The 25,465-nt window shown below is 56.4% G+C and carries 16 protein-coding genes and 2 tRNA genes; 10 read left to right on the top strand and 8 right to left on the bottom strand.

Features of this window, described 5'->3' with window-relative positions; genetic code table 11:
* Nucleotides 1-41: 41 nt before the first annotated feature.
* From BSK21_RS15765 to BSK21_RS06305, 3 genes are all read right to left on the bottom strand, one after another.
* Nucleotides 42-7,205 carry an Ig-like domain-containing protein gene (locus BSK21_RS15765; RefSeq protein ID WP_083603674.1) on the bottom strand — a complete coding sequence of 2,388 codons (7,164 nt, stop codon included), beginning with the start codon at nucleotides 7,203-7,205 and terminating at the stop codon, nucleotides 42-44.
* 765 nt (nucleotides 7,206-7,970) lie between these two features.
* Nucleotides 7,971-8,055 (bottom strand) — tRNA-Leu (locus tag BSK21_RS06310).
* Between the two features lie 42 nt (nucleotides 8,056-8,097).
* Nucleotides 8,098-8,931 (bottom strand): neutral zinc metallopeptidase, encoded by an 834-nt coding sequence (locus BSK21_RS06305; protein WP_067547861.1) that lies wholly within the window; start codon nucleotides 8,929-8,931, stop codon nucleotides 8,098-8,100.
* Nucleotides 8,932-9,051: 120 nt separating this feature from the next.
* Between BSK21_RS06305 and BSK21_RS06300 the strand changes: the two genes are divergently transcribed.
* Together BSK21_RS06300 and BSK21_RS06295 are read left to right on the top strand one after the other, a co-directional pair.
* Nucleotides 9,052-9,630: a YqaA family protein gene (locus BSK21_RS06300; RefSeq protein ID WP_067547891.1), complete on the top strand. Its 579-nt coding sequence runs from the start codon at nucleotides 9,052-9,054 to the stop codon at nucleotides 9,628-9,630.
* Entirely contained in the window at nucleotides 9,627-10,109 is a 483-nt protein-coding gene (locus BSK21_RS06295) for a disulfide bond formation protein B (RefSeq protein WP_067547858.1), read from the top strand. The genes BSK21_RS06300 and BSK21_RS06295 overlap by 4 nt, the downstream gene beginning before the upstream one ends.
* On the opposite strand, the gene BSK21_RS06290 is transcribed toward BSK21_RS06295, so the two are convergent.
* Entirely contained in the window at nucleotides 10,083-10,514 is a 432-nt protein-coding gene (locus BSK21_RS06290) for an Lrp/AsnC family transcriptional regulator (protein ID WP_067547855.1), read from the bottom strand. The two genes, BSK21_RS06295 and BSK21_RS06290, sit on opposite strands and share 27 nt — an antisense overlap.
* Before the next feature lie 86 nt (nucleotides 10,515-10,600).
* Between BSK21_RS06290 and rocF the strand changes: the two genes are divergently transcribed.
* The 8 genes from rocF to BSK21_RS06250 all read left to right on the top strand — a co-directional run bounded on the left by rocF (nucleotide 10,601) and on the right by BSK21_RS06250 (nucleotide 20,858).
* The gene (rocF, locus tag BSK21_RS06285; RefSeq protein ID WP_067547852.1) at nucleotides 10,601-11,530 is read left to right on the top strand and encodes an arginase; all 930 of its coding nucleotides are present in this window, start codon (nucleotides 10,601-10,603) and stop codon (nucleotides 11,528-11,530) included.
* Complete coding sequence (locus tag BSK21_RS06280) at nucleotides 11,527-12,570, top strand: ornithine cyclodeaminase (protein WP_067547849.1); 1,044 nt, start codon at nucleotides 11,527-11,529, stop codon at nucleotides 12,568-12,570. The genes rocF and BSK21_RS06280 overlap by 4 nt, the downstream gene beginning before the upstream one ends.
* Nucleotides 12,571-12,685: 115 nt before the next feature.
* Nucleotides 12,686-15,439, top strand: coding sequence for a DNA gyrase subunit A (gyrA, locus tag BSK21_RS06275; protein ID WP_067547846.1), 2,754 nt, complete (start codon nucleotides 12,686-12,688; stop codon nucleotides 15,437-15,439).
* Between the two features lie 60 nt (nucleotides 15,440-15,499).
* Nucleotides 15,500-16,843: a methylenetetrahydrofolate--tRNA-(uracil(54)-C(5))-methyltransferase (FADH(2)-oxidizing) TrmFO gene (gene trmFO / locus BSK21_RS06270; RefSeq protein WP_067547843.1), complete on the top strand. Its 1,344-nt coding sequence runs from the start codon at nucleotides 15,500-15,502 to the stop codon at nucleotides 16,841-16,843.
* The gene (gluQRS, locus tag BSK21_RS06265) at nucleotides 16,843-17,697 is read left to right on the top strand and encodes a tRNA glutamyl-Q(34) synthetase GluQRS (RefSeq protein WP_067547840.1); all 855 of its coding nucleotides are present in this window, start codon (nucleotides 16,843-16,845) and stop codon (nucleotides 17,695-17,697) included. Before trmFO ends, gluQRS begins: the two co-directional genes overlap by 1 nt.
* A 103-nt stretch (nucleotides 17,698-17,800) precedes the next feature.
* The gene (locus tag BSK21_RS06260; RefSeq protein WP_067547838.1) at nucleotides 17,801-19,840 is read left to right on the top strand and encodes an ASKHA domain-containing protein; all 2,040 of its coding nucleotides are present in this window, start codon (nucleotides 17,801-17,803) and stop codon (nucleotides 19,838-19,840) included.
* Between the two features lie 49 nt (nucleotides 19,841-19,889).
* A tRNA-Gly gene (locus BSK21_RS06255) sits at nucleotides 19,890-19,963 on the top strand.
* Nucleotides 19,964-20,288: 325 nt separating this feature from the next.
* Nucleotides 20,289-20,858: a fasciclin domain-containing protein gene (locus BSK21_RS06250; RefSeq protein WP_082959383.1), complete on the top strand. Its 570-nt coding sequence runs from the start codon at nucleotides 20,289-20,291 to the stop codon at nucleotides 20,856-20,858.
* A 56-nt stretch (nucleotides 20,859-20,914) separates the two neighbouring features.
* Here the strand turns inward: BSK21_RS06250 and pgi are convergent, their stop codons facing one another.
* From pgi to BSK21_RS06230, 4 genes are all read right to left on the bottom strand, one after another.
* Nucleotides 20,915-22,513 (bottom strand): glucose-6-phosphate isomerase, encoded by a 1,599-nt coding sequence (gene pgi, locus BSK21_RS06245; RefSeq protein WP_074039060.1) that lies wholly within the window; start codon nucleotides 22,511-22,513, stop codon nucleotides 20,915-20,917.
* A gap of 2 nt (nucleotides 22,514-22,515) precedes the next feature.
* Nucleotides 22,516-23,187: a 6-phosphogluconolactonase gene (gene pgl, locus BSK21_RS06240; protein WP_067547836.1), complete on the bottom strand. Its 672-nt coding sequence runs from the start codon at nucleotides 23,185-23,187 to the stop codon at nucleotides 22,516-22,518.
* Nucleotides 23,188-23,235: 48 nt separating this feature from the next.
* The gene (gene zwf / locus BSK21_RS06235; protein ID WP_067547833.1) at nucleotides 23,236-24,690 is read right to left on the bottom strand and encodes a glucose-6-phosphate dehydrogenase; all 1,455 of its coding nucleotides are present in this window, start codon (nucleotides 24,688-24,690) and stop codon (nucleotides 23,236-23,238) included.
* Between the two features lie 124 nt (nucleotides 24,691-24,814).
* Nucleotides 24,815-25,399: an HNH endonuclease gene (locus tag BSK21_RS06230; RefSeq protein WP_067547830.1), complete on the bottom strand. Its 585-nt coding sequence runs from the start codon at nucleotides 25,397-25,399 to the stop codon at nucleotides 24,815-24,817.
* Nucleotides 25,400-25,465 lie beyond the last annotated feature (66 nt).

Here is a 25,465-nt window from a genome sequence, read left to right as displayed (position 1 = left end):
TTGCGACTGGAAAAGTAGCCCCTTCCGGTCAGCTGCACGTCTTAACGGACCAGAAGTTTGGCCTCGTGTTTTTTCAGCGCACGACGAGCGGATTGATAATCCTGAATGCCCGCTTTTTCTTTCAGCTCTGGGAAGAGTTCGAAAATCTCGTTCCGCTGGCTATTGCCGATACCCTTGAGGCTGTAATCACCCGGCTGGAAGCTTTCCGTCCATGCGCCGTCCGACAGCACCACTTCATGGCGTTCGAACATGAAGTGAATGTAAGTCGTGTTGGTCACATCAACCTGATGGATACCCGCGCTACCGACCAAGTGTTTCGCCGCAGCCAAAACTTCACGCTCTTCGAAATAGAGTTGCGTGAGGTCAGACGCGACCAGAACACGGTGGTTCGGCGACACAAGCATATCACGTTCCGGCAATCCGTTACCCAAGGCACCAGCTTTGATCAGGATCGGCTTGAGGTGCGGGTTCGCAATCAGTTGCTTGCCCGGCATCTCTTTCTGACCCAACCAAGCAATCTCTTGGATGCCGTTGTCACGGGTGATGATCTTGTCCCCAACATGGAGTTGTTCCACAGGAACTTGACCGCGCGGCGTTGCAATCAAAGTACCTGGCGTGAAGCAAGGAATAACGTTCTCGATCTCCGAGAAAGTCATCGTGGAACCGTCGTTAAAGAACACGGTGCCTGCTTCAGGATCGGTATCATTGTAGATGATGTGATCGACACCGCTGCCTGTCAGGTTCAGAACGTCGATGTCCAGTCCATCCGCATCCTCCCCACCGATGACCACATCACCGCCGTTGCCACCGATGAAGGTGTCATTGCCGAGGCCACCAAGCAACCTGTCACTGCCATCTCCACCCGTGATGATGTCATTGCCATCACCACCGTCGAGAAGGTCATTGCCTTGACCACCGGTCAATGTGTCATCGCCAGCGTTACCCAACACGACGTCATCATCGATGCCACCATCGATAAAGTCGTTCCCGTCACCACCGCTGATCAGATCGTCATCATCGCCGCCATAGATGGTATCGTTACCAGCGCCACCAGAAATAACGTCTTTGTTGTTATTGGTTACGAGATCCTCACCGATGTCGTTGCTATCGCCGTCACCATCCAAATCATCGGGCAGGTCAAGCACATCAGTCGTCAAACCACCATAAATCAGGTCGTCTCCATCACCGCCGTAGATCCGGTCATCACCTTCGCTACCGATAATGGTGTCCATACCATCTTCACCATAGATGACGTCGTCATCGACACCACCATCGATGAAGTCATCGCCAGCGCCACCATGAATGGTGTCATTGTCATCACCCGTCAGGATCGTATCGTTGCCGTCACCACCGTAGACAGTGTCACGATCATTGAGCGGATCAGTGTCAGCAGGGAACAATCCTGGATAGGCTGTATCTGGGCTCTGCTGTCCACCAGATGTATCGATGAAATCGTCACCTTCGTCGCCGAACACAGTATCCGATCCATTTTCATCGAGGATCGTATCGTTGCCTACGCCACCATAGACTTCATCGTTCCCATCGCCCGAGAGGATAATATCATCCCCTTCATAGCCATAGATCAGGTCGTCATCGCCCGTATCGCCAGGCAGGATCGCGTCATCATTATCAACGAAATCACCATTCGGATCGCCTGCAAAGGTATCGTCAATGATATCGTCGCCTGAGGTGCCTTCGACCGTGCCATCTGGCGAGGGCGGAGGTGGCGGCGGCGCATCATTCACCGTCACAGTGACAACAGCATCAGCGGTCAGACCATCCGCATCTTCGATGGTATAGCTGATTGTCGCCTCACCCTCAAAGCCAGCTGCAGGTGTAAACACAACCTTATTGTCAACGATTGCGACGCTACCCTGAACATCAGGGACAGATGCGTCTATCACCGTTAGGACAGTGCCATCTGGATCGCTGTCATTTTCAAGAACGTCGATAGTGACGGCCGTGTCAAAGTCAGTAGTTTCAACATCATCAACTGCAATCGGCGATTCAAGAACGCTGTTCACGGTGACAGTGACTTTTGCCACATCAACCGCACCCTCTTCGTCCTCGATGGTGTAGTCGATCGTCGCCTCACCATAGAAGTTCGCAGCAGGTGTAAAGACGAGTTTATTACCAACAATCGCCACGGTGCCTTGAGCAGCTGGTACAGTCGCACCAATTACAGTCGGCGTACCGCCATCTGGGTTCTGGTCGTTGGCCACAACGTCAATCGTTACAGGCGTATCTTCATCCGTCTGGGCAACGTCATCGACCGCAGCGAGGTCGTTTACAGGATTCACCGTCACAACAACAGAGGCCGTGTCCGTGTTGCCGTCAGGATCAGCAACCGTGTAGCTGATCGTTGCCTCACCGTTGAAGTCATCGGCAGGTGTGAACACCAGCTGACCGTTCACGATCTCGACCGAGCCCTGCTCGGCCGGAACCGTCGCCTCGGTGATGGTCAGCGGCTGGTTGTCCGGATCGCTGTCGTTGTCGAGCACGTCGATGGTGACAGCCGTGTCCTCATCCGTGGTCGCAGTGTCGTCATTGGCTTCCGGTGCATCCTCAACAGGATTCACCGTCACAACAACAGTCGCCGTGTCCGTGTTGCCGTCAGGATCAGCAACCGTGTAGCTGATCGTCGCCTCGCCGTTGAAGTCATCGGCAGGTGTGAACACCAGCTGACCGTTCACGATCTCGACCGAGCCCTGCTCGGCCGGAACCGTCGCCTCGGTGATGGTCAGCGGCTGGTTGTCCGGATCGCTGTCGTTGTCGAGCACGTCGATGGTGACAGCCGTGTCCTCATCCGTGGTCGCAGTGTCGTCATTGGCTTCCGGTGCATCCTCAACAGGATTCACCGTCACAACAACAGTCGCCGTATCCGTGTTTCCATCCGGATCGGAGACCGTGTAGCTGATCGTCGCCTCACCGTTGAAGTCATCGGCAGGTGTGAACACCAGCTGACCGTTCACGATCTCGACCGAGCCCTGCTCGGCCGGAACCGTCGCCTCGGTGATGGTCAGCGGCTGGTTGTCCGGATCGCTGTCGTTGTCGAGCACGTCGATGGTGACAGCCGTGTCCTCATCCGTGGTCGCAGTGTCGTCATTGGCTTCCGGTGCATCCTCAACAGGATTCACCGTCACAACAACATTCGCCGTGTCCGTGTTGCCGTCAGGATCAGCAACCGTGTAGCTGATCGTCGCCTCGCCGTTGAAGTCATCGGCAGGTGTGAACACCAGCTGACCGTTCACGATCTCGACCGAGCCCTGCTCGGCAGGAACCGTCGCCTCGGTGATGGTCAGCGGCTGGTTGTCCGGATCGCTGTCGTTGTCGAGCACGTCGATGGTGACAGCCGTGTCCTCATCCGTGGTCGCAGTGTCGTCATTGGCTTCCGGCGCATCCTCAACAGGATTCACCGTCACAACAACAGTCGCCGTGTCCGTGTTGCCATCAGGATCAGCAACCGTGTAGCTGATCGTTGCCTCACCGTTGAAGTCATCGGCAGGTGTGAACACCAGCTGACCATTTACGATCTCGACCGAGCCCTGCTCGGCAGGAACCGTCGCCTCGGTGATGGTCAGCGGCTGGTTGTCCGGATCGCTGTCGTTGTCGAGCACGTCGATGGTGACAGCCGTGTCCTCATCCGTGGTCGCAGTGTCGTCGTTGGCTTCCGGCGCATCTTCAACAGGGGTCACCGTCACAATAACGTTCGCCGTGTCCGTGTTGCCGTCAGGATCGGAGACCGTGTAGCTGATCGTCGCCTCACCGTTGAAGTCATCGGCAGGTGTGAACACCAGCTGACCATTGACGATCTCGACCGATCCCTGCTCGGCCGGAACCGTCGCCTCGGTGATGGTCAGCGGCTGGTTGTCCGGATCGCTGTCGTTGTCGAGCACGTCGATGGTGACAGCCGTGTCCTCATCGGTGGTCGCAGTGTCGTCGTTGGCTTCCGGCGCATCCTCGACAGGATTCACCGTCACAACAACAGTCGCCGTGTCCGTGTTGCCATCCGGATCGGAGACCGTGTAGCTGATCGTCGCCTCACCGTTGAAGTCATCGGCAGGTGTGAACACCAGCTGACCGTTGACGATCTCGACCGAGCCCTGCTCGGCCGGAACCGTCGCCTTGGTGATGGTCAGCGGCTGGTTGTCCGGATCGCTGTCGTTGTCGAGTACGTCGATGGTGACAGCCGTGTCCTCATCGGTGGTCGCAGTGTCGTCGTTGGCTTCCGGCGCATCCTCGACAGGGGTCACCGTCACAACAACAGTCGCCGTGTCCGTGTTGCCATCAGGATCAGCAACCGTGTAGCTGATCGTTGCCTCACCGTTGAAGTCATCGGCAGGTGTGAACACCAGCTGACCATTTACGATCTCGACCGAGCCCTGCTCGGCAGGAACCGTCGCCTCGGTGATGGTCAGCGCGTCGCCATCTGGGTCCGTATCGTTTGCCAGTACATCAATGGTGACGGCTGTATCTTCATCCGTCGTAATCGTGTCATCATTTGCTTCCGGAGCACGGTTAAACACATCACCAATGATTTGTTCGATTTCGACATAGTTCAGGATTTCACCCGTCGGCACGCCGTTTGCGTCCACAAAAACGACGGTACCGTTGGTACCGTTTCCGTTGCTGTCAGGTGTCACATTCTCGAGGTAGAACGGGCCTTTGCCAGTCAGGTCGAGAACGTCGAAGTCGTTCCCGCCAGCGCCGCCGTCGACGTAGTCGCCAGCGCCACCATAAATAACGTCAGCATCATCACCGCCAAGGATGCTATCCGCACCTTCACCACCATCGAGGATGTCGTCGCCGGCTTCACCGCCGAGGGTATCGTCACCGTCACCGCCCAGAAGCGTGTCGTTGCCTTTGCCAGTCCAAACTTCGTCGTTACCAGCACCGCCGTCAGCGTAATCATCACCGTTGCCGTCATTATCGGTGCCACGCACGTCGTCGATGATGTCATTGCCGTCACCACCCAGCAGCGTGTCGTTGCCGTCGCCGCCGATGAGACGGTCATCGCCTTCGTTGCCTTCGATCAGGTCATTGCCGTCACCACCATCAAGGTAGTCGTTGCCAGCATCGTCGTCAGACAAAATGGTTTCCAACGACATATCGGTGATCGTGACCGCTTGGTCCGTCGTCGCGCCGTTACCGTAGTCGATCACAATGCGGGCCACCGGATCGGCGATTTGGATCAGAACAGAGCCTGTCGCTGTACCAGTATTGATCGTCCCGTTGTCCAAATCATGCGCGGTGATCGTGTTGCCAAAGATCGTTTGACCGCCTTCGGCAACAAATGTCACCGGAACCTCAACACCGTTTGCGTCATAGGCGTGGATTGTCAGGATATCTTGGTGAGGATCGGAGGATGTACCGACATCGATATCATTGATGCGGAACGCAACGTTCTGAACCTCGTCAGAGTAACCGCCTGTATTCGATGCGAAATCGAGCGTAACCGTCGACGTATCACCAGCGTGACCGGTGGTCGGACCGTAAAGCTGCAAACCAGAGTGATTGTCAAAGTTTTCGCCCGTTTCGACGTATTGAGCAGCACCCGACACAGTCGCAGTCGCACCCGATACAGCTGGATCGAAACCAAAGGTTACAGTGACGCCGCCCAGATCTTGGGTTGCGCCGTTTGCAACGGTCGCACCTGCGCTACCGAAATCGCTCCAATCCAGGACAGCTGGTTGGGGGCTAACGTTGCCCGTGCTGTCGCCATCACCCTGAATGGTGTCGTCGCCACTACCACCGTGGATCGTGTCGTCGCCGGAACCACCGATGAGGCTATCGTTCCCTTCATTGCCTTCAATGATGTCATCACCAGCGCCGCCGTCGATGTAATCGTCACCAGGAACGCCATCGTCAGTGCTGACCGTTACATCATAGAACAAGTCCGTAATGTTCACGCCTGCATTGTCGTAGCCGTCCTGTAGGTGCTTCACGACCAGCTTGGTCACGGGGCCAGCAACATTCACCAGCATCGAATAATACGGGTCCGTATCCGCAGAACCGCCACCGTTCGAAACGCCGGTTTCATAGCCAGCAACGCCATCAAGGTTCTTGAGCGTTACACCGCCACCAGCCGAGATATCGACCGGAACTGCAACACCGTTGGCATCATAGGCATAGACTTGAACGGTTGAGTCGAAATCGACGTCGTTGATACGGAACGAGATATTCTCGACCGATGTATCAAAGCTCCACTGGTAGGTCGCGCTTTCACCCTTCGCGTTCAATTCAGATTCCAGCGAGGAATAGGCGTTAACCGTTTCAGTACCGCTGTCGATCGAGTGAACCTTTTGCTGATCGGTCGCAAAGTTCGTGTCGGGGCTATAGACTGACGCAATGGTCGAGAAAGTAACATTTACCGAACCCGTGTTCTGGGTAAATGTGTTCAGATCATCGTCATTATCGATCGAAGTGTTGTCATGCGGATCGGGCGCTTGCGACCAGTTAAAGCTCTCGCGGACAGTCGTTGTTGTGCTCGGCGAACCGTAAACAGCGCTCTCACGATCACCAATCAGAACGTCGTTGCCAGCGCCACCGTAGAGGTCGTCATTGCCGGCGCCGCCATACACTTCGTCGTTGCCATCGGCCGCGATTACAGTGTCGTCGCCGTCGCCTGCAACAACGATGTCGTCATTACCTGTTTCACCAGCCAAGATCGCATCATTGTTGTCGATTTTGTCGCCATCAGGATCACCAACGTATGTTACGTCGATCAAATCATCGCCTGCAGTGCCTTCAACTACGCCATCCTCGGTGGGCACGGGGGCGCAGCTGACAGAACCGATTTTCAGGTCACAATAATTGAACCAGCTCGGATCATAGCAAATCTTGATCGATTCAATCGGCTCGGCGCAGGTGACGCGAACGCAGTTGTTGATCCACTCGCATTTCGCTTCAACGATCTCACCGAGAGCGTTCTTAAACACCACGTCGCAGAGGTTGCCTGTGCCACACTTGCTCAGGCTGACGTCATAGAGGTTGAAGCTAACGTCCTGAACATCGCACCCGAAGCCGAAGTCGTAGGTGTTACCCGAATAATAGTTATCCAGCTTCAAACAGTCGTCGTTGTTATACGACACCGTATGGCAGCCCGATGTTGACGAGGTGTAGCAGTCGAGGCTGCCCCAGCTACCCGTAAATGTGTTTGTCGAACCAAAAAGACACTTTGTCCAATCCAGCAGGAACAGCGACATACCTTATAACTCCATTTGCCCACCCGATCGGAAAAACCGACCGGAAATGCGAGTTCCGGTGCGCTGCCCTGCAAGGGGCACACACTCGGACCCCGCACGCTAGAGTCACCTCCAGCGCGTTGATCCAAAAATCGGCAAAAAGGAAAACCCTTTCGCAGACACAATTCGGTTCATGTCGGCAACCGACACTCCCCATGACCGCCCCAATCGGTCATTTGCCCCCCCCCAGTTAGGCTATGTCTGGATATTCCATTGGATAGGTCAAACAGAGAGAAAAATGTAATGACCGCCTTAACCTAACAGAAAGACCTGTGGCGCTTCTGCGTTCTTATGCGTGAAAGATGACGCATCAAAACACGCTATTGTTTATCGACCCGCAACAGCGCTAAATTCCAAATCCTAAATTTTTCCTTCATTTTAAATCGGAAGGCCACCTACAGACTAGCGCTCTAGTAGAAAATTGGTTCGACATTGTGATCAACCAACCAGACACAAAGTTTCCTCATTTGAGCATGAAAAAAATCCTGACAAAGCCGTCCTATCGTTTCTCATCCAGAAACATTTTGAACATTTTACTCTAATTGGCGGCATATTTTGAAGAATCGAGGCGAAAAAATGTCTCGAAAGGATATAAAGCATCACCCTTTGGTCAATTTGATTCGTAGGTGGCCAAAGTAGAGGCAAGCATCTTGCCAAACGTCACCAAACACCTGCAGCGCGACCGCGTACAAGGTTCATGGTAGATCAAAATTTTATTGAGAATACTGGTGCCGGTGAAGAGACTCGAACTCTTACGACCTAGGGTCGGGGGATTTTGAATCCCCTGCGTCTACCATTCCGCCACACCGGCCAGTGGCGGTCGTTTATCCTGCTGTTTCAGGGTCGTCAACGCTCAAAGTCGCTGAACTGAAAATGTATCGCATTGGCGCATGTCGCCGCTCTGATACCCCTTATCGAACCAACGTTCGCGTTGATCCGATGTTCCGTGGGTAAAGGTGTGCGGCTGAACGCTCCGCCCTGCATTACGCTGCAATGTATCGTCGCCGATTTGCCGCGCCGCATTCAGCGCCTCGTCCAAATCACCCCGTTCTACGGTTCCCAATGTTCGTGACGCGGCACGCGCCCAAATCCCCGAATAGCAATCCGCTTGAAGCTCAATCCGAACAGAGATCGCATTGCTTTGCACCTCGCTCGCCTGCGCACGCACTCGATTTGCTTCGCCCAAGATGCCCAGCTGATCCTGGACAGAATGCGCAACTTCATGGGCCACCACATAGGCTGCGGCGAAATCGCCACCCGCGCCCAACTGCCGCTCCATCGTCACAAAGAAATCGGTATCGAGGTAAATCTGTTTGTCTGCGGGACAATAAAACGGCCCTGTCGCCGCCGATGCCCCACCACAGGCAGACTGCGTAGCGCCAGAAAACAGAACCAAGGCAGGCTCCGCATACCGTTGTCCCGCCTGATCAGGCAAAATGTCTGCCCAAATCTCTTCGGTGTCCGCGAGCGTCACGGCAACAAACTCTGCCGCACGTTCGTCCGCGGCCGACAGTTGCGTCGTTCCACCCTGCCCTTCAAGCTCTGACAAGAGCGGCGTGACATCCACACCCAACGCCAACCCGATTAATAGCATCACGACGACACCCACACCGCCGACGGCACCCGTGGCCCCGCCACGACGCCGATCCACAACATTCTTACTCTGACGTCGCCCTTGCCATTTCATGATGCACCCACCCATCGCAATTCAACTTATGCGTTTCTGAACAAAAACGTGTTCGTCTGCAAGCTTGACGCCGTGCGCCTCGCGTGGCCTAAAGCGCGAAACAACACAGGCACGGCGCGTATGCTTCGCAAACTCTATTCATGGACCATGTCGCTGGCAGATCACCCGCATGCGCTCTGGGTTCTGGCGTTTCTCTCGTTCATTGAATCGTCCGTTTTCCCAATTCCGCCTGATGTCCTCATGATCCCGATGATCATGGCGCGCCCGAACCGCGCGTTCCTTATTGCAGGTGTCGCGACGGTTGCATCGGTCCTTGGTGCACTTCTCGGCTACTATATTGGCTACGGTCTTTTTGACATCATCGGCAAACCGATCCTCGACTTCTATGGCAAGGGTGCAGAGTTCGACGTGTTCAAAGCAAAGTTCGACAGCTACGGCATTTGGGCCGTCCTGATCGCAGGTGTGACCCCCTTCCCGTTCAAGGTCATCACAATCGCGTCGGGCGTGCTGCAATTCGCCCTTATACCCTTTATCCTCTCGGCTATTGTTGCGCGTGCATTGCGCTTCTTTATCGTCGCAGGCCTGTTGTGGAAATTCGGTGAACCTATCCGTGACTTTATTGAAAAACGCCTCGGCCTCGTCTTTACAATCTGCTGCGTTCTCTTGTTCGGCGGCTTCTATCTGGTGAAATACCTATGACCACATCGCGCAAAACCTACGTTATCTTGGCAGCTGGCGGTTCGGCAGTGATGCTCTTTGGCGCAATGGTCGTATTTCAACGGCTGATGGACTTGCCGCCTTGCGCAATGTGCATCTGGCAACGTTGGCCACACGCGGCTGCTGTTGCCATAGGTCTCCTCGCGCTGATGATCCAAGGTCGCATCTTGCCCGCTCTCGGCGCGCTCGCTGCCCTGACGACGGGTGCAATTGGCGTTTACCATTTCGGGGTCGAACACAAATATTGGGATGGCCCAGCCTCGTGCACGGGGTCTGGCCTCTCAGGAATGAACGTGACCGACCTTCTCGCGGTCGATAGCGGTCCAAAGCTCGTAATGTGCGATCAGATCAGCTGGGAACTTTTGGGAATTTCGATGCCAGGTTGGAACGCGATCATCTCGTTCATCCTCGCCTTCATTTGGATCAAAGCGGTCCTAGCGTCGCGCCCCACGGCGGGTTGAGAGCAGCAGGTTCGTTTCACTGCTCGTGATCCCATCCAAACGTCGAATGGCAAACAGCACTTCGTCGAATTTCTCGAGCGTCATCGTGCCAATCTCAGCGATAAGATCCCACTGACCGTTTGTCGAATGAACGGCCATCACCTCTGGCATTGCAGAGAGACGAGACATGATCCGTTCTGTCCCACGTCCCTCGATCTCTAGCATCATCAGACCACGCACGGGGCTTGTCGCCACGTCGTTGCGCGTCAACACAGTAAAACCAACGATTTCCCCGCTGTCCTGAAGCCGCGCCAGCCGTGACCGGATCGTCGTGCGTGTGACATTCAAATCAGCGGCCAATTCGGACAGGCTCGCACGAGCGTCACGTTTCAATGCAACAATGAGGCGTTGATCCAGTTCGTCCATCTCAGCTTTCCAATTTGATCAGTGCTGGCTCATTTCGCACATTTTGATCGCTTCTGTCATCCCCATTTCGCAAGGATATTCAGCTCATGACACAGAAACACCTTATCTTAATCGGGGCACCCGTCGACTGCGGCAAACGCCGTAGGGGTTGCCTCATGGGGCCTGACGCTTTCCGCACCGCCGGCATTGCCGAAGCGATCACCGAACTCGGCCATAGCGTCACAGACATCGGGAACCTAACGCCTGATACACAGCCCCTGCCCGCGCATGCAAACCCCGAGGTTTACAAGCTCGACGAAACAGTTGGCTGGACACGGACCTTGACCAAGGCGGCAGTCGACCATGCACCAAATGGGATGCCCGTGTTTTTGGGCGGCGACCACGCGCTGTCGCTGGGTTCTGTTGCGGGCATGACTGAGTATGCGCAGCAGATTGACCGCCCTCTTTTCGTTCTATGGCTCGACGCACACACCGACTACCACACGCCCAACACCACAACGACGGGCAACCTACACGGCACGCCTCTGGGCTACGTGTGTGGTCGTGACGGCTTTGACGACTTCCCGCCGCTTGCCGCCCCCATTCCAGCAGATCGCCTTTGCATGATTGGCCTGCGGTCCGTGGACCCCGCCGAACATGACGCGCTGTCGGACACAGACGCAACGCTGGTGGATATGCGCACCATCGACGAGGTTGGCATCGTCAAGCCGCTGCAATCTTTCCTTGATAAGGTCGCCGCCGCGAACGGCATCCTTCACGTTTCTCTCGACGTTGATTTCCTTGATCCCTCGGTCGCCCCTGCGGTCGGCACCACGGTACCAGGCGGCGCAACCGTCCGCGAAGCGCACCTCGTGATGGAGATGCTCTGCGACAGCGGCGCGGTCTGTTCGCTCGACCTCGTTGAACTCAACCCATTCTTGGATGATCGGGGCAAAACCGCGTCCCTTATGGTAGACCTCACGGCCTCTCTCCTTGGTCGCCGCGTCTTTGACCGACCCACACGGAGCTATGCATGACCCAACCCTCTGAAAAAGCCCTCGTGCCGTTTGTCTCCGTCGATCACATGATGGGGCTGGTCCATCACATCGGGCTGGAAACCATCCTGCGTGACCTCGCGGACGAGATCGAAAGCGATTTCAAACGTTGGGAAGAATTCGACAAGACCCCACGCGTTGCGTCCCACTCTGAGGTTGGCGTGATCGAACTCATGCCCGCCGCCGATCGAGAAAATTACGGCTTCAAATACGTCAACGGACATCCAAAGAACACAAGCGAAGGCCTACAAACGGTCACCGCCTTTGGTCTCTTGGCCGATGTGGCGACAGGTTATCCTGTGCTACTCACCGAAATGACCATGCTGACCGCGCTGCGGACAGCGGCAATGTCTGCCCTCGCCGCCAAACACCTTGCCCCCAAAGGGGCAACGACGATGGCTATGATCGGCAATGGCGCACAGTCCGAATTCCAGTGCATCGCGTTCAAGGCAATCTGCGGCATCACCGACGTGCGTCTCTATGACAAGGACTCGAACGCCACCGCCAAATGCGCCCGCAACCTCGTGAAGTCTGGCCTAAATGTCACCCCATGCACCAGCGCCGAAGCGGCGATTGAAGGCGCGCAAATCCTGACGACTTGCACCGCGGACAAACAATACGCGACGATCCTCTCGGACAACATGGTCGGTCCCGGTGTGCACATCAACGCCATCGGCGGTGATTGCCCGGGCAAGACCGAACTCGCAGCCGCAATCCTGCATCGGTCGTCGATTTTTGTGGAATACCCACCGCAAACACGGATCGAAGGCGAAATTCAGCAACTCGATGCGGACCACCCAGTAACCGAACTCTGGAAAGTCATGTCAGGGACCGAGACAGGCCGCACCAGCGCCGATCAAATTACGTTATTTGACAGCGTAGGCTTTGCAATCGAGGACTTTAGCGCGCTGCGCTACGTCCACCGCGCCATCGCGGGAACGCCTTATTATACGAACCTCGATATGTTGGCAGACCCAGACGATCCACGCGACCTGTTCGGTATGCTACAACGAGCAAAATAGGTCGTATTTCCAAACAGGTTACGTTTTCCGCCATCCGCCATTGCACCCTATATCCTGACTGCGGTATAAGAACCCAAACAAGATATAGAAGCCAACAGGCAGACAGGCGGACAACGTGACCGATAATCCGGAAACCCCTGAAAACGAAGAAGAAACCGCGATCGTGCGTATGCACCACGACGGGCCACAGATTTCTATCATCGATGAGATGAAGACGTCTTATCTCGATTACGCGATGAGCGTCATCGTGAGCCGCGCTATTCCCGACCTTCGGGACGGCCTGAAACCCGTGCACCGCCGCATTCTTTTCGCGATGCACGAGACCAACAACGGGCACGATAAACCCTACCGCAAATCGGCGCGTCCGGTGGGCGACGTGATGGGTAAATATCACCCGCATGGCGACTCTGCGATTTATGATGCCTTGGTTCGTATGGCGCAGGACTTCTCTATGTCGCTGCCCTTGCTCGATGGTCAGGGTAACTTTGGTTCGATGGACGGCGACCGCGCTGCGGCGATGCGCTACACCGAAGTGCGCATGGACAAGCCTGCCGCCTATATGCTGGCCGATATCGACAAAGACACCGTTGATTTCGTCGACAACTACGACGGCAAAGACAAAGAGCCGACCGTTCTTCCGTCGCGCTTCCCGAACATGCTGGTCAACGGCGCAGGTGGTATCGCTGTTGGTATGGCGACTAACATTCCTCCGCATAACCTCGGTGAGGTTGTCGATGCGACCCTTGCGCTGATCGACAATCCCGATCTGTCGTCGGCTGATCTGATCGAATACGTTCCGGGTCCTGACTTCCCCACGGGCGGCGTCATGATGGGTCGCTCTGGTGCGCGCAAAGCCTACCTCGAAGGCCGTGGCTCCGTCGTGCTCCGGGCCAAAACCCACGTCGAAGAAATCCGCAAAGATCGCTGGGCCATCGTCGTCGACGAAATCCCCTATCAGGTGAACAAAGCGTCGATGATCGAAAAGATCGCCGAATGCGCACGCGACAAAAAGATCGAAGGCATCGCCCACGTTCAGGACGAATCTGACCGTAACGGTGTTCGCGTTGTTGTCGAACTCAAACGCGATGCTACAGCCGAGGTCGTGCTGAACCAACTGTTCCGCTTCACACCGATGCAGGTCAGCTTTGGTTGCAACATGCTTGCGCTGAACGGCGGCAAGCCTGAAACCCTGACACTTTACGGGTTCCTTTCTGCATTCGTCACCTTCCGCGAAGAAGTCGTCGCACGCCGCACCGCATTTGAATTGCGCAAGGCACGTGATCGTTCGCACATCCTCTGTGGTCTGGCCGTTGCAGTCACCAACGTAGACGAAGTTGTTGCAACCATCCGCGCCTCTGCCGACGCAGCGGACGCACGCGAAAAACTGATGACCCGTCGCTGGCCGGCTGGCTCGATCATCGAATACCTGAAACTGATCGACGATCCGCTCCACCCTGTGAACGACGACGGCACCTATAACCTCTCCGAGGCACAGGCCCGTGCGATCCTCGAACTCCGTCTCCAGCGTCTGACACAAATCGGCGTCCAAGAGGTCACCGACGAACTGCAAGAGTTGGCGAAAAAGATCAAAGAATACCTCGAAATCCTCGCATCTCGCGAACGGATCATGGGCATCATTTCCGACGAGCTACGCGAAGTGCGTGAACTCTTTGCCGTTCCGCGCCGCACAGAGATCGTCGAATGGGCCGCTGATATGGACGACGAGGATCTGATCGAACGCGAGGATATGGTCGTGACCGTGACCTCGGGCGGCTACATCAAACGCACCCCTCTCGCCGAATTCCGCTCGCAGCGTCGTGGCGGCAAAGGCCTATCGGGTATGCAAACCAAAGAAGAGGACGTGGTCACCACCCTCTTTGTGGCCAACACCCACACGCAGCTCTTGTTCTTTACGACCGATGGTATGGTCTACAAGCTCAAGACTTGGCGCCTGCCCGCAGGTGGTCGCACAGCCAAAGGCAAAGCGATCATCAACATTCTTCCGATCCCACAAGGTGTTTCGATCGCGGCCATTATGCCCGTCGACCGCCCCGACGAAGAATGGGACAACCTGCAAATCGTCTTTGCGACCTCCGCAGGTGACGTGCGCCGCAACCGTCTGTCCGATTTCACCAACGTCATGCGCAACGGTAAAATCGCGATGAAACTGCCCGACGGCGTTGAACTGGTGAACGCACGTATCGCGTCCGAGGACGACGACGTTATGCTCGTCACCAACTCTGGCCGTGCGATCCGCTTCCCGTCGACCGATGTGCGCGTGTTCAACTCGCGCGCCTCAACTGGTGTGCGGGGCATCCGCCTGAACGGCGACGACCACGTGGTGTCTATGTCGGTCATTCGCCACTTTGAGGCTGATCCGCAAGAACGCGCCGCCTACCTCAAAATGCGTCGCGCAATGGCTGGCGTAACAGAGGACGACGCGACCGATGAGGATGACGTTCCAGCAGGTGAACTGTCCACCGAACGCTATGCAGAGATGTCGGCAGCTGAAAACCTAATCCTGACCATCACCGCAAAAGGCATCGGCAAGATTACCTCGTCGCACGACTACCCTGTGCGCGGTCGCGGCGGTATGGGCGTCACGGCATTTGAAAAACAGATGCGCGGCGGCGAGATCGTGTCCTGCTTCCCGATCGACATGGATAACCAGATCATGCTCGTCACTTCGACCGGCCAATCGATCCGCGTTCCCGTCGAAGGCATCAGCTTCCGCTCACGCTCTGCTGGCGGCGTAAAAGTGTTCAACACTCGCGCTGATGAAACTGTCGTCTCCGTGGCTCGCATCGAAGAGGCCGAAGAAGAAGCGCCGGATACGGGCGAAGCCGAAACGCCGGCAACCGAAGAATAAGGACAGGGCCGCATCTCGCGGCCCTTTTCTTTTGCCCCCACCACCGCTAAATCCCCGACCATGACACAGACACTTCATATCATCGGCGGCGGAATGGCCGGATCAGAGGCTGCTTGGCAGGCTGCAAACGCAGGCGTTCAAGTGGTCATCCACGAAATGCGTCCCAAGGTCGAAACCTTTGCCCATCGCACGGGCAACCTCGCCGAGATGGTCTGTTCGAACTCCTTCCGTTCAGATGACCACGAACAAAACGCCGTCGGTCTTTTGCATTGGGAAATGCGTCAAGCGGGCGGGATCATTATGGAAATGGCTGCGAAACACCGCCTTCCTGCGGGTGGCGCGCTGGCTGTTGATCGTGATCCCTTTGCCGAAAGCGTGACTGCAGCGCTTATGGCGCATCCTAATATTTCTGTGTCTTATGAAGAGATTACAGAGCTACCTTCTGACGGTCACTGGATTATCGCAACAGGTCCGCTCACGTCCGAGGGGCTCGGCAAAGCCATTCAGGCAGAGACTGGCGCTGAAGCGCTAGCGTTCTTTGATGCCATCGCGCCCATCGTCTATTTCGACAGCGTGAACATGGACGTCGCGTGGATGCAGTCCCGCTACGACAAGGGCGAAACCGAGGAAGAGCGTACTGCTTACCTCAACTGCCCGATGACCAAAGATCAATATGAGGCTTTCATCGACGCGCTTTTGGCGGCGGATAAAACCGAATTCCACGAAGGCGAAACTGCGGGCTATTTCGACGGCTGCCTCCCGATCGAGGTGATGGCGGAGCGTGGTCGCGAGACGCTTCGCTTTGGTCCGATGAAGCCCGTAGGCCTCACCAACGCCAACGACCCCGACAACAAACCCTACGCCGTTGTTCAACTTCGGCGCGATAACGCATTGGGAACGCTATATAATATCGTCGGCTTTCAGACCAAAATGAAATACGGCGCCCAAAAAGACGTGTTCACCATGATCCCTGGTCTGGAGAACGCCGAATTTGCGCGGCTCGGCGGAATCCACCGCAATACATTTATCAACTCGCCGACGCTTCTTGATGCTGAAATGCGCTTGAAATCTCGCCCGAATATCCGTTTCGCAGGTCAAATCACGGGCGTTGAGGGCTATGTGGAAAGCGCCGCAATGGGTCTTTTGGCAGGTCGTTTGGCCGCTGCCGAAATCCAAGGCCGCACTGTTGACCCGATCCCGCACACCTCGGCGATGGGTGCTCTTGTCACCCATATCTCTGGCGGGGCCGAGGCGAAAACCTTCCAGCCAATGAACGTGAACTTTGGTCTGTTCCCGCCGCTCGACGGGATGCGCGGTGGCCGTAAAGGCCGAAAAGAGCGTTACAAAGGCTACACGGATCGCGCCAAAGAAGATTTCAATCAATGGCTTGCGGCGCAAAGCTAATGGATTACGTGACCCGCTTCGCACCGAGCCCAACAGGTCCGCTGCATTTGGGTCACGCTTATTCTGCGCTGATCGCTTGGGACCGTGCAAAGGCCAATGGCGGACAATTTCTCCTTCGGATCGAGGATGGCGACACAACCCGCTGCCGTCCCGAATGGGAGGCCTTGATCTACGAGGACCTGCATTGGCTAGGTCTCACGTGGCTCGAACCGATTGCGCGGGTAACGGATCGCATCCCTCTCTATGATGCGGCCCGTAACCGCCTGCAAAACCTCGGTCTTCTGTATCCATGTTCTTGCACCCGCAAAGACATCCAATCCGCATTTTCCGCCCCACAAGAAGGCGTGCCGATGGGGCCAGATGGCATTATCTACCCTGGCACCTGTCGCTCCAAACCCATGTCAGAGGGATCCTCAAACGACGCAATTCGCCTGAACATGGCTAGTGCGATTGCCCACCTTGGCGATGTATCGCACCTGTCTTTCACCGAAACAGGTCCGTTCCAGACGGGTAACCATGCATTATCTGCCGCGCACCTGATCGAAAACGTCGGCGACATTGTCCTCTTTCGCAAAGATACGGGCATGGCAGCCTATCACCTGTCGGTCGTTGTCGATGACGCGGCCCAAAACGTGACTGAGGCCGTACGCGGTGCCGACCTCATTGAGGCGACCGTTATTCACCGCCTGCTCCAAGCCCTTCTGGACCTGCCCACCCCGCTCTACCATCACCACGAACTGATCCGTGACGCTGATGGAAAACGGCTCGCCAAACGCACCGACGCTAAAGCAATTTCGAAATTCCGCGCCGAAGGTGCAACGCCCGACGATATTCGTGCGATGGTTGGGCTTTGACCTTTGATCAAATGCCGTTTCCGGTGCGCCAAATGACGCGATCCGGCTTTTTACTGGACCCAATCGGGCTATACCTTTTTGCGATAGCGAACAGGACCACACCATGACCGATCCTCTTGTGATTTTCACACCCTCTGGCAAACGCGGCCGTTTTCCGGTTGGCACCCCCGTTCTGACAGCTGCACGTCAGTTGGGTGTTGATCTGGACTCTGTCTGCGGTGGCCGTGGCATTTGCTCTAAATGCCAAATCCAACCGTCTTATGGCGAGTTTTCCAAACATGGCGTGACCGTCGCGGATGATGCGCTCACCGAATTCAACGCGGTCGAAGAACGATATGACCGCGTGCGCGGCCTGAAAACGGGTCGTCGTTTGGGCTGTCAGGCTTGCATCCAGTCGGATGTTGTCATCGACGTCCCCCCAGAGAGCCAAGTCCACCGTCAGGTCGTCCGCAAAGCCGCCACCGACCGTGACATCGTCATGGATCCCGCAACCGCGCTTTACTACGTCGAAGTAGCCGAGGCGGATATGCACGACCCGTCTGGCGACCTCGAACGCCTCGAAACCGCGTTGCGCGACCAATGGGACATCGACGGAATAACTGCTCCGCTCAGCGTTTTGCGTAAACTCCAGCCTGTCCTGCGCAAAGGCGCGTTTAAGGCGACCGTTGCCCTGAACCGCGATCACAACGACGGCAAACATCGCCTTATCGATATTTTCCCGGGCTTTGACGAAACGCCGATCTTTGGCCTCGCCATTGACCTCGGGTCGACCACCATCGCCGCGCATTTGTGCGACCTGAAAACGGGTGCTGTGATTGGCTCGTCGGGCATCATGAACCCACAAATCCGCTTTGGCGAAGACCTCATGTCCCGCGTCTCCTACTCGATGATGAACAAGGGCGGCGATGTGGAAATGACCACCGTCGTGCGTGAGGCTATCAATACGCTCGCGTCCGAACTCGCATCTGAGGCGCAGATTGACGCGGCGCGGATCATGGAAACCGTGTTCGTGTGTAACCCCGTGATGCACCACCTCCTGTTGGGTATTGATCCTGTTGAACTGGGTCAGGCGCCCTTCGCCCTCGCCACCGCAGAGAGCATGACACTCGACGCCCGCGATCTGGACCTGAACGCACTCAATCCTGCGGGCCGCGTTTACATTCTGCCGTGCATCGCAGGCCACGTTGGGGCAGACTGCGCTGCGGTTGCCCTTTCTGAGGAACCGCAGAAGTCCAAAGACCTCGCCCTGATCGTCGACGTAGGCACCAATGCGGAAATCCTCCTCGGCAACACCGAACGGGTTCTCGCCTGTTCGTCGCCCACAGGCCCCGCGTTTGAAGGCGCCCAGATCAGCAGCGGCCAACGCGCCGCGCCGGGGGCTATCGAACGCATTGAAATTGACCCCGTCACCAAAGAGCCGCGCTTCCGCGTGATTGGCTGCGATCTCTGGTCGGACGAGGATGGCTTTGCCGAGGCGACCGCTGGGTCCGGCATCACAGGCATCTGTGGCTCTGGCATCATTGAGGCCGTCGCAGAACTCCGCATCGCGGGCCTTTTGGACCCCAAAGGTCTGATCGGCAACGCAGAGCAAACGGGCACCGCTCGCTGCGAGGCCACTGGACGCACGAACAGCTACCTGATCCATGACGCCACCGCCGACGGTGGCCCACGTATCACCGTGACCCAAGGTGACATCCGCGCGATCCAGCTCGCAAAATCCGCGCTTTATGCAGGTGCACGGTTGCTGATGGATGAAATGGGCGTCGATACCGTGGATCGTGTGGTGCTCGCTGGTGCCTTTGGTGCACATATCAGCGCGAAACACGCGATGGTTCTAGGCATGATCCCTGACGTGCCGCTGGATAAAGTATCCTCTGCAGGCAACGCCGCTGGCACGGGCGCCCGCATCGCGCTGTGTTCAAAGGCAGCGCGGACCAGCATCGAACAAACCGTGCGCGAGATCACCAAGATCGAAACCGCGATCGAGCCAAAGTTCCAAGAACACTTCGTCAACGCGAACGCGATCCCGCACGCGACAGATCCGTTCCCGAACTTGCTGTCGATTGTCGATCTGCCCGACGTGTCCTTTAACACGGCTGGCAGTGGCGGAGAGGCAGGCGGACGCCGTCGTCGGAGGGGCTAAATGCCCCTTGACGCTGGTTGACCTCGCGACTACTTCGTCGCGCAGGGCTGCGGGTATGATGTAGTGGTAGCCTGTCAGCTTCCCAAGCTGAACGTGCGGGTTCGATTCCCGCTACCCGCTCCAAAAACTCTTTAAATTCGTATCTTGAATAGGGATTTTTACCCCCTATCTCCCTCCAAACACTATGGAGGATGACGATGTTTAAAGGCCTATTTCTGTCAATAGTGCTGACCACTGCGGGGATGCTTGGGTTGCCCTATTTGCTGCTACAATTGATGTAACCCACATCATATATTCAGAATTTAAAAGGGCGACCGCTAGGTCGCCCTTTGGTTTTGACAAACACAAACTGCACACGTTTATGTTTAGTACTTGTGAACAAAACGCGAGAACCAAAGCCGCCTCAGCCCCGTATCCCTCACATCTTAACCCCGATGTAGAGGACATCATGAAAAACATTCTTTCTGTAACCGCACTCACCGCAACGCTTTTCGCTGCTCCTATCGCTAGCTTTGCTGACGGCCATTCGGCTGCGAACCCTATGGTGGGCGGCGCTGAAATGTTCCCGACCATGAACATCGTGGAAAACGCGGTGAACTCGGCGGACCACACCACTCTGGTTGCTGCAGTTCAGGCTGCAGGCCTCGTTGATACCCTCGCAGGTGACGGACCGTTCACCGTATTTGCACCCGTAAATGACGCCTTCGCCGCCCTGCCAGACGGTACAGTCGAAACCCTTCTGCAGCCAGAAAACAAAGATCAGCTGGTCAAAATCCTGACCTGCCACGTCGTTGGTGCAGAAGTGATGTCTGATGCGCTTATGGGCATGATCGACGATGACGGTGGCGTGCATGACGTGCCAACGCTCGGCGGTTGCGTGCTCAAGGCAAGCTACGCTGATGGCGTCATGTCGCTGACCGATGAAAACGGCAACGTTGCGACTGTAACGATTGCGGATGTGAAGCAGTCGAACGGCGTGATCCATGTGATCGACGCGGTGATGCTGCCTGCGATGTAATCCCTCCCAGGGACTACGATGGGGCCGCTGCGATCAAGGTCGCAGCGGCCCTTTCATTATAGACCGTTGGTCCGTAAGAACCCGACGAGTTGCGCCGTCGATCCATCTTTGGACGCGGCATCCGCTTTACCCTCAACAATAGGCTGAAGCGCAGTGGCAAGCTCCTTGCCCAACTCAACGCCCCACTGGTCGTAAGAGTTGATGCCCAGAACCACGCCCTCAACAAACACGCGGTGTTCATAAAGCGCGATAATCTGGCCGAGCATGAACGGGTCCAGCTTTGGATAGGCAATCGTCACCGACGGACGGTTCCCCGTGAACACGCGATGGGCCGCTTGGCGTTCCAGCTCGGCACCCTCGAATTTATCCGCGTTCTTTGCACGCGCCTCATCCAGTGTGCGCCCCTTCATCAGAGCCTCAGACTGGGCAAGGCAGTTTGCCACCAACAATTGGTGCTGATGGTGCAGCCCTTCATCGTGACCCGTCGCAGCAACGAGAAATTCGCACGGAATGACCCGCGTACCTTGGTGGATCAACTGATAGAAAGCGTGCTGACCATTGGTGCCGGGTTCTCCCCAAACAACAGGGCCGCTTTCGAACGGGAGATCCGCGCCATCCATGCTGACGCCTTTGCCGTTACTCTCCATCTCTAGCTGTTGGAGGTAGGCGGGCAAACGCGCAAGATTGTTGTCATAGGGCAGCACAGCACGGGTTGCGAAACCGCAGACCTGATTGTGCCAAATTCCGACCAGAGCCAGCAAAGCGGGCAAGTTTTCTTCCCATTTTGCGGCACGGAAATGGGTATCCATTGCCTGACCACCACGCAAGAATGCGCGGAACGCTTCGGCCCCGATTGCGATCATCAGCGACAGGCCAATCGGCCCCCACATGGAATAACGACCACCGACCCAATCCTCGAATCCGAACACGCGAGACGCAGGGATACCAAAGGCCGCCGTCTTATCCATCGCAGTCGACAGAGCCGCGAATTGCGCCGCTGGGTCCGTGACCTGTTCGCTCATCCATGCCTTTGCGGTGCGGGCATTGGTCATGGTTTCGATCGTCGTAAAGGTCTTTGACGCGACAATAACAAGCGTCGTTGCTGGATCGCAGGACCGCAGAACTTGCGCGATATCTGCAGGGTCAACATTCGACACGAAATGGCAACGTGGCCCATCGGCATAAGGCGCCAGCGCACGGTATGCCATCGCAGGACCCAAGTCCGACCCACCGATGCCGATGTTGATCACATCCGTGATCTTGCCACCCTGCCCTGTGTAACGACCTTCGCGGACATCGGCGGCAAACGCCTCCATCCGTGCGAGCGTGTCGCGAACGGCAGGGATCACATCTTCGCCATCGACCTTCACCGCACCACCGTCGAGGTTCCGCAGCGCCGTATGCAGCACCGCACGCCCTTCGGTCTCATTGATCTTTTCGCCTGCAAACATTGCATCGCGCCGTGCGGCAACGCCCGTTGTCTCTAACAGACCGATCAGCATGTCCCGCGCATCGGTGTCGATGTTGGTCTTCGAATAATCGAACAGCATATCCCCAGCCTGCGCCGAAAAATCATCGGCGCGACGCGCGTCCAACATGCTTTCGATGCGGCGGTCTTTGATAGAAGCGTAGTGGGATTTCAGGTCGTCAAAAATGGTCATGCTTCAGCCCAGTGAACAGTTGCGCCCGACAGAACAGCGGCGACAGGGGCGTCGTCCGCGCTCAGATGACGAGCCTTTTCCAGTGCCTCACGTTTGTCGGCACCTTTGATTACGATATGTCGGCGCATTGCGTCTTTCAGGACATGCGCAGAGAGCGTGATCCGCGGCTCAGGCGCACCGGGCGCCCGCATCGGATAAAGGATATCGGTGCCGTGCAGCGCATCCGCCAGACGATCCGCCTCTGGGAAAATCGACGCCGTATGCATGTCCGCACCCATGCCGAGCACACAGACGGAAATCGGCAGCTTGGGCGCAATCACGGACGACAATTCGGGCAGTTTTTCCTCAGCCGATCCACCCTCCTTGAACAAGGGCAGGTAGGTCGCGGCAGCCGCGTGATTGATCAGCAGGCGTTCTTTAATCAGACGCGTATTGGATCGCTCAGAACTCTCAGGAACCCAGCGTTCATCCGTCAGCATCACATTGACACGTGCCCAATCCAGATCAACCGCGCAGAGCGAGTCAAAGATCGGACCAGGGGTCGTACCACCCGGAACAGCCAAGGTCGCAAACTCATCGTGCTGGAGCGTTTCACGCAATTCACTCGCGATCTTATCCGCGAGAGTCATCATCATAAGTTCCGCGTCGGCGTATTCGATGAAATCCATCGTTTTGTCCTTTCAGATCAACGGCGGGACCAGCCCGCCGTCGTTTGCTTAACCTTTGATATCGCGCCAGCGGCGACCGTCACGATGCATCAGCATCAATGCGTCATCGGGACCAGCAGAGCCTTGATCGTAGAGTTTAGGCACATCGTTGCGACGTTCCCAATCGTTGATCAGCGGATCGGTCCAAGCCCAAGCCGCCTCAACCTCGTCGCCACGCATGAACAGGGTCTGGTTGCCACGGATCACGTCCATAATCAGACGTTCGTAGGCGTCGGTCACATCCTCTGCGTCATCCCCAAGGGCCTCAGAGAAAGTCATATCCAGCGGCACGTCGATCAGACGCATACCACCCGGACCCGGTTCTTTGATCGTCACCTGCAGATCGATGCCTTCGTTCGGCTGCAAACGGATCGCGAGGATATTGCGGTGACGAGCCTCATCGCCCTCAAAAATAGAGTGGCCAAGGTCCTTGAAAACCACAGCGATCTCGGACGACCGCGCCTTCATCTTTTTACCTGTGCGCAGATAGAACGGCACGCCAGCCCAACGCCAGTTGTTGATATGGCAGCGCATCGCGATAAAACTCTCGGTGAACGAACGCGGGTTTTCCGCATCGTCACGATAGGACGGGCTACTGCCATCGGCGTCATATTGACCACGCACAATGTGGTGGTGATCCACGTTCTGTAGGGCACGGATAACCTTCAGCTTTTCGTTGCGGACCTCGTCGGCCTCAAACTTGCTCGGCGGTTCCATCGCGATGAGACACAAAAGCTGCATCAGGTGGTTCTGCACCATGTCGCGCATCGCACCCGATTTATCGTAGTAGGCACCGCGACCACCAACACCGACGGTTTCCGCCACGGTGATTTGAATGTGATCAACGTAGTGGTTGTTCCAAAGCGGCTCGAACAGAACGTTGCCGAAGCGGACAGCCATAAGGTTCTGAACGGTTTCTTTGCCCAGATAGTGGTCGATGCGGTAAATCTGCGTTTCATCGAAATGCGTGGCCAGAACCGCGTTCAACGCTTTGGCGGATTCCAGATCGCGACCGAACGGTTTCTCAACCACGATACGGCTTTCGCTGTTTGCGATGCGATGAAGGTGAAGACGTTCCGCGAGGTCGCCAAAGAGGCTCGGCGCGACAGAGAAATAGAACGCGCGCACAACACCGTCGCGCATCAGACCAGCAAGCTGCGCCCAACCGCCCTCGCCTTTGGCATCAATCGCAACATAGTCGAGACGCGCGAGGAACTCTGCGATCGCTTTCTTTTCAGACTTCTCGGCGCCACCGAATTCTTGGATCGCGTCGGCCACCATTTGACGGAAACCTTCGGCATCCATCTCTGAACGCGCCGCACCGATGATCCGCGATTCAGGGGTCATTTGCCCCGACAGATAACGGCGGAACAAGCCAGGCAGGATTTTACGGCGGGCCAGATCGCCCGTGCCCCCAAAAATCACTAGGTCGAAGGGTTCGACCGGAATGACACGCGATACCATGCTGTTCTCCGCTTCTCTCTCGTAGATCACATCACGCCAGTTATGTTAGCGTTAACGCTCGCGACTTACAATTCTCTACGGATAAAGTCTAGCGGCTTAGCACGGAAATGAAACCTTCCTCGGCTTATGCGTCCAATTCGGTGTCCCAATAGAGGTAGTCCAACCAGCTTTCATGAAGGTGGTTCGGACGGAATTTACGCCCAAGGTTTCGCAATTCCTCGGCGCTGGGCTGTCGCGGCGGCTTGCGCAGATGCATCCCAGCCTGACGTAGGCTCTTTGACCCTTTGGCAAGGTTGCACGGAGAACACGCAGCAACCACATTTTCCCAGCTTGTAATCCCACCTCGTGCCCGTGGCACCACATGATCGAACGTTAGATCACCATGCCCACCACAGTATTGACACTGAAATTCGTCCCTCAAGAAAAGATTAAAGCGCGTGAAGGCCACGCGCTTTTGAGGTTTGACATAATCTTTGAGGACGACAACCGACGGGATCAGGAACTCGGTCGATGGGCTGCGGACCACTTCATCGTAGGTGGCTACAATATCCACCCTATCGAGAAAGACCGCCTTGACCGCTTCTTGCCAAGGCCAAAGCGAAAGCGGGTAATACGACAACGGTCGATAGTCCGCGTTCAGAACCAGCGCAGGATGCGACCGCGGCCCTGCCTGATCTCTCACAAAATTTATCCTAAAATCGCCATCCATCGGAGCATATCTCCACTACTCTGTCTGCTCTAGGCACCAGAGCGGGAGCAACCCGCCCCAGCATAG

The organism is Marivivens sp. JLT3646 (assembly GCF_001908835.1).
Lineage (GTDB): Bacteria > Pseudomonadota > Alphaproteobacteria > Rhodobacterales > Rhodobacteraceae > Marivivens > Marivivens geojensis.
This window is presented reverse-complemented; position numbering and strand designations above follow the sequence as displayed.